The organism is Sulfitobacter sp. HI0129, assembly GCF_001635395.1.
In the GTDB taxonomy this organism is placed as follows: domain Bacteria; phylum Pseudomonadota; class Alphaproteobacteria; order Rhodobacterales; family Rhodobacteraceae; genus Sulfitobacter.
In genome coordinates this window covers 1-6,615 of the sequence record NZ_LWGH01000287.1, presented here as the reverse complement: position 1 = coordinate 6,615, position 6,615 = coordinate 1, and the positions used below count along the sequence as shown (strand labels likewise).

The window sequence follows — 6,615 nt, the reverse complement described above, 5'->3', positions numbered from 1 at the left end:
CCGATAGGTCAGCAGCGGGGCTTCAGCCACCCCGGATCCGGGTCAGCATCTCCGTCGTGTCGCGGCTGAGGTCGGGCGTGGCAAGGATGCGGGCGACTTCAGCACGGATCATGTTGCGCCGGTCGGCGTCATAGCGGCGCCATGTCTGGAAGGCGGCGCACATCCGCGCGGTCGTCTGCGGGTTTACGGGATCGAGCTTGATCAGCCAGTCCGCCAGCAGCCGGTAGCCCGCGCCGCTGGCATGGTGAAAGCCCGCGTGATTTGCAGCAAGGCTTCCCATGACGGCACGGAAGCGGTTCGGGTTCTTCCACGCGAAAGCCGGGTGGCGGGTCAGCGCCTCGGCGACCTGTGCGGCATCGTCGGGATGCGCTTCGATCACCTGCAGGCCGAACCACTTGTCCATGACCAGCCGGTCGTCCCGCCACTGGTTTTCGAACGCTTCGAGCGCCTCTGCGCCGTGGTCCCGCCGCAGCAGGATGGCGAGCGCCGCCAGTTGCTGCGTCATGTTGTCAGCGCTGCGGAACTGCTCCTGCGCGAGCGCCCCGTCATCCTGCCGGGCGATCAGGGACAGCATCGCGTTGCCAAGGCTGCGCATGCCCGATTGTTCGGCATCCGGGCGATAGGGCGCGGTGATCTGGTTCGCGTCGTAGATTGCGCGCGCCTCATCCGCGAAACGGTCGGAAAGCGCGCCGCGCAGCGCCTCGCTCGCGGCATAGATGGCAGCCGGGTTGGGGGTATCGCCCGCCTCGGCCAAGGCCGCCGCCATTTCAGAGGCGGCAGGCAGTTCCAGCATCAGCGCGCGATAGGCCGCGTCAAAGCCACCCTTTATCACCACCGCGTGGATACCGTCCAGATAGGCCGCGTCGGGTGCCGCCGCCTCGTTGATCATGCGCGTCAGCGTCCGCCGGGCGAGGGTCCGGCCCGCTTCCCACCGGTTGAAGGGATCGGTATCATGCGCCAAGAGCAGCGCGCGCTCCTCGTCCGACAGATCGTGGTTCAGCACCACGGGGGCGGAAAATCCCCGCAGGATGGAGGCTGTGGGCCGCTCATCCAGCCCTTCGAAGGTAAAGGCTTGTTCCGCTTCCGTCATCTCCAGCAGACGCGTCGGCACAACCTCTTCCCCCGTGGGCGACAGCAGGCCCACGGCGATGGGCAGCACAAGGGGCTCCGGGCTCGGCGTTGCCTCCGACGGTGGGGTCTTTTGCGCGAAGGTCAGGGTGAAAACGCCGCCCTCCCAGCTTTCCTCTACCGAAAGTCGGGGCGTGCCGGCCTGGGAGTACCAGCGCTTGAACTGCGAAAGGTCGCGCCCGGTCGCATCCCCGAACACCGTCAGCCAGTCTTCGATCGTGCAGGCCTGCCCGTCGTGCCGGTCGAAATAAAGACCGACCGCCTTGTAATAGGCCTTATCCCCCACCAGCCGCTTGAGCATGCCGATCACCTCGGCGCCCTTTTCGTAGACCGTGGCGGTATAGAAGTTGTTGATCTCCTGAAAGCTCTCTGGCCGGACGGGATGGGCGAGGGGGCCCTGATCCTCGGCGAACTGGCGCCCGCGCAGATCAATCACGTCGCGGATACGCTTCACGGCGGCGGAGCGCAGGTCGGACGTGAACTGGCTGTCGCGGAAGACGGTCAGACCTTCCTTGAGGCACAGCTGGAACCAGTCGCGGCAAGTGATGCGGTTGCCGGTCCAGTTGTGGAAATATTCATGTGCGATGATGGCTTCGATCCGCTCGAAGTTCATGTCGGTCGAGGTTTCGGGGCTGGCCAGCACGGCGGAGGAGTTGAAGATGTTCAGCCCCTTGTTCTCCATCGCGCCCATGTTGAAATCGTCGACCGCCACGATGTTGAAGAGATCGAGATCGTATTCACGGCCGTAAACCTCTTCGTCCCAGCGCATCGACGCCTTCAGCGCCTCCATTCCGAAAGCGCATTTTCCCTCATCCCCGGGGCGGACATAGAGGTTCAGCGCGACCTGTTTGCCCGAGGCGGTGGTGAACTGATCCGCATGGGCGACCAGATCCCCCGCGACCAGCGCGAAAAGATAGGCGGGCTTGGGCCAGGGATCGTGCCACTCGGCATGATGATGCGATTGGGCCACCGGATTGCCGTTGCTCAGCAGCACGGGGTGGGGGCCGTCGATCTTAACGGTGAAGACGGCCATAACATCCGGGCGGTCGGGGTAGTAGGTGATCTTGCGGAAACCTTCCGCCTCGCATTGGGTGCAATACATGCCGTTCGACATGTAGAGCCCTTCGAGCGCGGTGTTGCCTGCCGGATCAATCTCCACTTCCGCTTCCCAGAGGAAGGGCGCATCCGGCACTTGGCAGGTCAGCCCCTGCTCCGTCACGCTGGGGGTCACTTCCTTGCCGTCGATGCGCGCCGCGATCAGGGTGAGCCCTTCGCCATGCAGGAAAAACCTGCGGTCCTGCGCCGCCGGATTGGGCCGGAAAGCGATCCGGCTCTTGACCCGGGTCTTGTGAGGATCGAGCGCAAAGTCGAGTTCGACACTGTCGACCAGATACCCGAAGGGGGCATAATCCGAAAGGTGAATGGTCTGGGGGGCGGCATCGCGCATCGGGAATCCTCGTGCGGGGGAGGGAACAAACAGGCTCCGCATACGTTATGTAGCCAACGAGGGGGCCGCAAGACGGGCCCCCGGAATATTAAGGAGACGCTACATGTCTGCACCCGACACAAATACCGAAAAGCAGGAAAAGCGGCACAAGCCGGCCCTGCTTGGCATTCGCGGAGCAATGATTTTCGGCGGTCTGATGATCGTTCTCTTGATCTTCTACGTCATCATCAACGGGGGCGATCCCACTGCGGATGACGTGACCAATACCGATCAGGCGACCGAGCCGGAGGCTTCGGTGCCCGCGGTGGACCCGGTCGTGCCGGGTACGAACGAATCGAACTAGGCATCCTTGCGATGCATCGGCACTGCACCGGCGGGAAAGTGTCGAGAAAAAGGGCGGTCACCCGAAAACGGGGGCCGTTCTTTTCATGTGCGGGGGTCCGATAACCCGATGAGGAGGCGTCATCATGGCCAAGATGGTTCGCAAAGCCGATCTGCCCAGGAAGGACTGTGCCGCCTGCGGGCGGGAAATGGTCTGGCGCCGCAAATGGTCAGATGACTGGGACGAGGTCCGCTATTGCTCCCACCGATGCCGGCGCGCGGCGAAGGCCGGAAGGGCAGCGGCGAATTCCTCCGAAAGCACCGCAAACTGGTAAAAAGACTTTACCGCATCCGGGGGTGAAGTTATCCCCGGGGGAAATCAGCATGAGCGGGCCAGGCCCGCGGACCGAGATCGAAGAGGGAGAAGGCGCATGACCGACAGGGTGAACAAGCACGGATTGCAGGTGGACCGTCAGCTGGCGGATTTTGTCGAGGACAGGGCGCTTCCGGGAACCGGGATCGAAGCCGATGCATTCTGGAAAGGGTTCTCCGACATTCTGCACGATCTGGGGCCGCGCAATCGCGAATTGCTGGATACCCGGGCCGAGATGCAGTCCCGCATTGATGCCTGGCACAAGGAACGCGCCGGGCAGGAGCATGACAGCGAGGCCTATCAGTCCTTTCTGCGCGAAATCGGCTACCTCGTGCCCGAAGGCGACGATTTCACCGTGGAGACGCAAAACGTCGATCCCGAGATCGCGAAGGTCCCGGGGCCGCAGCTCGTGGTGCCGATCACCAATGCCCGCTTCGCGCTGAACGCCGCGAACGCCCGCTGGGGCAGCCTTTACGATGCATTCTACGGCACCGATGCGCTGGGCGAAGGCCCGCGAGGCGGCGGATATGACCCCGAGCGCGGCCAGCAAGTCGTGGCCCGCGCCAAGGCGTTTCTGGACGAGACAGTGCCGCTCGTCTCGGGCAGTCACGCGCAATTGGTGGGCTACCGCGTCGAAGATGGCGCGCTGCAGGGCATGTTGCTGAATGACGAGGATTTCCGCGGTACCCAGACTACTCAGAGCGCCGTTCCCTCCGCCGGCGAAGCGCCCCATGTCATGCACGGACTGGGGCTGGCGGAACCGGAGCTTTTCGTCGGCTATCAGGGCGCGCCCGACAGCCCGACCGCGCTGCTGTTCCGCCACAACGGGCTGCACATCATCCTGCGCATCGATCCCGAACATGAAATCGGCCGCGCCGACGCGGCGCATGTCTCTGACATCGAACTGGAATCCGCCGTTTCCACCATCATGGACTGCGAAGACAGCGTTGCCGCCGTCGATGCCGAAGACAAGGTGCTGGCATATGGCAACTGGCTCGGCCTGATGAAGGGCGATCTGGCGGAACGCTTCGAAAAGGGTGGCGCGAGTGTCGAACGCGTTCTGAACGCCGACCGGACCTTTACCGCGCCTGACGGGGGCGAGATCACGCTCAAGGGCCGCTCGCTTATGCTGGTGCGTAACGTGGGCCACCTGATGACCAATCCCGCCATCCTCGACCGCGACGGCAACGAGGTCGGCGAAGGGCTGATGGACGCCATGATGACGACGCTCATCGCCATGCACGACCTGAAGCGGGACGGGGGCAATTCCGTCACCGGATCGGTCTATGTGGTGAAGCCGAAGATGCACGGGCCCGCCGAAGTCGCCTTTTCGGACGAGATTTTCGACCGGGTGGAGGATGCCCTCGGCCTGCCGCGGCATACCGTGAAGCTCGGCATCATGGACGAAGAGCGCCGGACCAGCGCGAACCTCAAGGAATGCATCCGCGCGGCCAAGCACCGTGTGGCCTTCATCAACACCGGCTTTCTGGACCGGACCGGCGACGAGATCCACACCAGCATGGAAGCCGGTCCCATGGTGCCCAAGGGCGACATGAAGAACGCCACGTGGATTGAAGCCTATGAGGATCGTAACGTCGATATCGGTCTGGCCTGCGGGCTGAAGGGCCGCGCGCAGATCGGCAAGGGCATGTGGGCCATGCCCGACCGCATGGGCGAGATGCTGGAGGCAAAGATCGGCCATCCGCAATCAGGTGCGACCTGCGCCTGGGTTCCCTCGCCGACGGCGGCGACCCTGCACGCCATGCATTACCACAAGGTCGATGTGCTGGCGCGGCAGGATGAACTGGCCGCCGCGGGCCCGCGCGCTTCGCTCGATGCGCTGCTGACGATCCCGGTGCTGGAAGGGCGCAACCTGTCGGACGAGGAGATCACCCGCGAGATCGAGAACAACGCGCAGGGCATCCTTGGCTATGTCGTGCGCTGGGTCGATCAGGGAGTGGGTTGTTCCAAGGTGCCCAACATCGACGACGTGGGTCTGATGGAGGACCGCGCCACCTGCCGGATCTCGGCCCAGGCGCTGGCGAACTGGCTACACCACGGCATCATCGACGAAGATCGCGTGATGGAAGGGCTGCGCAAGATGGCGCAGGTCGTCGACCGGCAGAACGAAGGCGATCCGGGCTATACCCCGATGGGCCCCGATTTCGACGGTATCGCCTTTTCCGCCGCGCGCGACCTTGTGCTGAAGGGTCGCGAGCAGCCTTCGGGCTATACCGAGCCGGTGCTGCACGCGCGCCGTCTGGAATGGAAAGCGGCACAGCAGTAGGCACGTCGCGGACCGGGGGGGCTGGCCCCCCGGACCCCCCAGGATTTGACCCCATTTGGAAGGACCCACGAATATGACGATATCGCTGCGCAAGGCACGGACAATTGTGCGCAAGACCCTTGAAAAGGGGCGTGAAATGGAACTGAAGCCGCTTTCGGTCATCGTACTGGACGCCGGCGGCCATGTTCAGGCCTTCGAGCGGGAAGACGGCGCAGCGCCGGGGCGTTTCGCCATCGCGCAGGGCAAAGCCTACGGTGCCGTGATGCTTGGCATGGCCGGTACCGCGCAGATGAAGCGGGCGGAGGATCAGGCCTATTTCATGGCGGCGGTCAACGGCGTCTTCGGCGGCCAGGTCGTGCCGGTGCCGGGCGGGGTGCTGCTGCGCGATCGCAAGGGCGCGGTACTGGGTGCCGTCGGGGTCACCGGCGATACGTCGGACAATGATGCCGAGGCGGCCATGGCCGGGATCAGCGCGGCGGGGCTGGAAGGCGAGATCTGAGGCGGGTTGAAGGCCGCCGAGGCTTGCGGCTATGCTGAGTGCGTAGCAGCAGAGGCACAGACATGGCGCGACCCGTTGTCGGCATCATCGGCAATTCCTACCTCATGAACGATCAGTACCCGGTGCATGCCGGGGGGCAGATGAATTCGGATGCGGTGGCCTTCGTCTCCGACTGCGTGCCGCTGATCGTTCCCGCCGACCCCCGGCTTCTGCGGGTGTCGGAGCTGATGGAGGTCTGCGACGGTTTCCTCTTCACCGGCGGGCGGCCCAATGTGCATCCGGAAGAATACGGCGAGGAAGAGACCGAGGCCCATGGCGCCTTTGACCGGGCGCGCGATGCCATCACCCTGCCGCTGATCCGGGCCTGCGTCGAACGCGGCCAGCCCTTTTTCGGCATCTGCCGGGGGTTTCAGGAGGTGAACGTCGCCATGGGCGGTACGCTCTACCCTGAAATTCGCGATCTGCCGGGACGGATGAACCACCGTATGCCCCCCGACGGCACCCTGCATGAGAAGTTCGAACTGCGCCACGACATCACCTTTACCGAAGGGGGCGTGTTC

6 protein-coding genes are annotated in these 6,615 nt (G+C 64.2%); 5 read left to right on the top strand and 1 reads right to left on the bottom strand.

Annotated elements, in window-relative coordinates; translation table 11 throughout:
• Nucleotides 1-22: 22 nt before the first annotated feature.
• Nucleotides 23-2,575: an aminopeptidase N gene (gene pepN, locus A3764_RS06260; RefSeq protein WP_067920908.1), complete on the bottom strand. Its 2,553-nt coding sequence runs from the start codon at nt 2,573-2,575 to the stop codon at nt 23-25.
• A gap of 103 nt (nt 2,576-2,678) precedes the next feature.
• On the opposite strand from pepN, the gene A3764_RS06255 reads away from it, so the two are divergent.
• The 5 genes from A3764_RS06255 to A3764_RS06235 all read left to right on the top strand — a co-directional run.
• A complete protein-coding gene (locus A3764_RS06255; protein WP_067920906.1) occupies nt 2,679-2,918 on the top strand; it encodes a hypothetical protein in 240 nt (79 codons plus the stop codon).
• Between the two features lie 124 nt (nt 2,919-3,042).
• Nucleotides 3,043-3,231: a DUF2256 domain-containing protein gene (locus A3764_RS06250; protein ID WP_201722248.1), complete on the top strand. Its 189-nt coding sequence runs from the start codon at nt 3,043-3,045 to the stop codon at nt 3,229-3,231.
• A 96-nt stretch (nt 3,232-3,327) separates the two neighbouring features.
• Nucleotides 3,328-5,556: a malate synthase G gene (locus tag A3764_RS06245; RefSeq protein WP_067920903.1), complete on the top strand. Its 2,229-nt coding sequence runs from the start codon at nt 3,328-3,330 to the stop codon at nt 5,554-5,556.
• A 73-nt stretch (nt 5,557-5,629) separates the two neighbouring features.
• Complete coding sequence (locus tag A3764_RS06240) at nt 5,630-6,055, top strand: GlcG/HbpS family heme-binding protein (RefSeq protein ID WP_067920901.1); 426 nt, start codon at nt 5,630-5,632, stop codon at nt 6,053-6,055.
• 62 nt (nt 6,056-6,117) lie between these two features.
• Nucleotides 6,118-6,615, top strand: a 498-nt coding sequence (locus tag A3764_RS06235) for a gamma-glutamyl-gamma-aminobutyrate hydrolase family protein (RefSeq protein ID WP_150122091.1), incomplete at its 3' end; no start/stop codon positions are given.

Bases quoted from the DNA above. Each gene is read 5' to 3' on its own strand.
- pepN (WP_067920908.1), bottom strand. From the start codon at position 2,575: ATGCGCGATGCCGCCCCCCAGACCATTCACCTTTCGGATTATGCCCCC.
- A3764_RS06255 (WP_067920906.1), top strand. From the start codon at position 2,679: ATGTCTGCACCCGACACAAATACCGAAAAGCAGGAAAAGCGGCACAAG.
- A3764_RS06250 (WP_201722248.1), top strand. From the start codon at position 3,043: ATGGCCAAGATGGTTCGCAAAGCCGATCTGCCCAGGAAGGACTGTGCC.
- A3764_RS06245 (WP_067920903.1), top strand. From the start codon at position 3,328: ATGACCGACAGGGTGAACAAGCACGGATTGCAGGTGGACCGTCAGCTG.
- A3764_RS06240 (WP_067920901.1), top strand. From the start codon at position 5,630: ATGACGATATCGCTGCGCAAGGCACGGACAATTGTGCGCAAGACCCTT.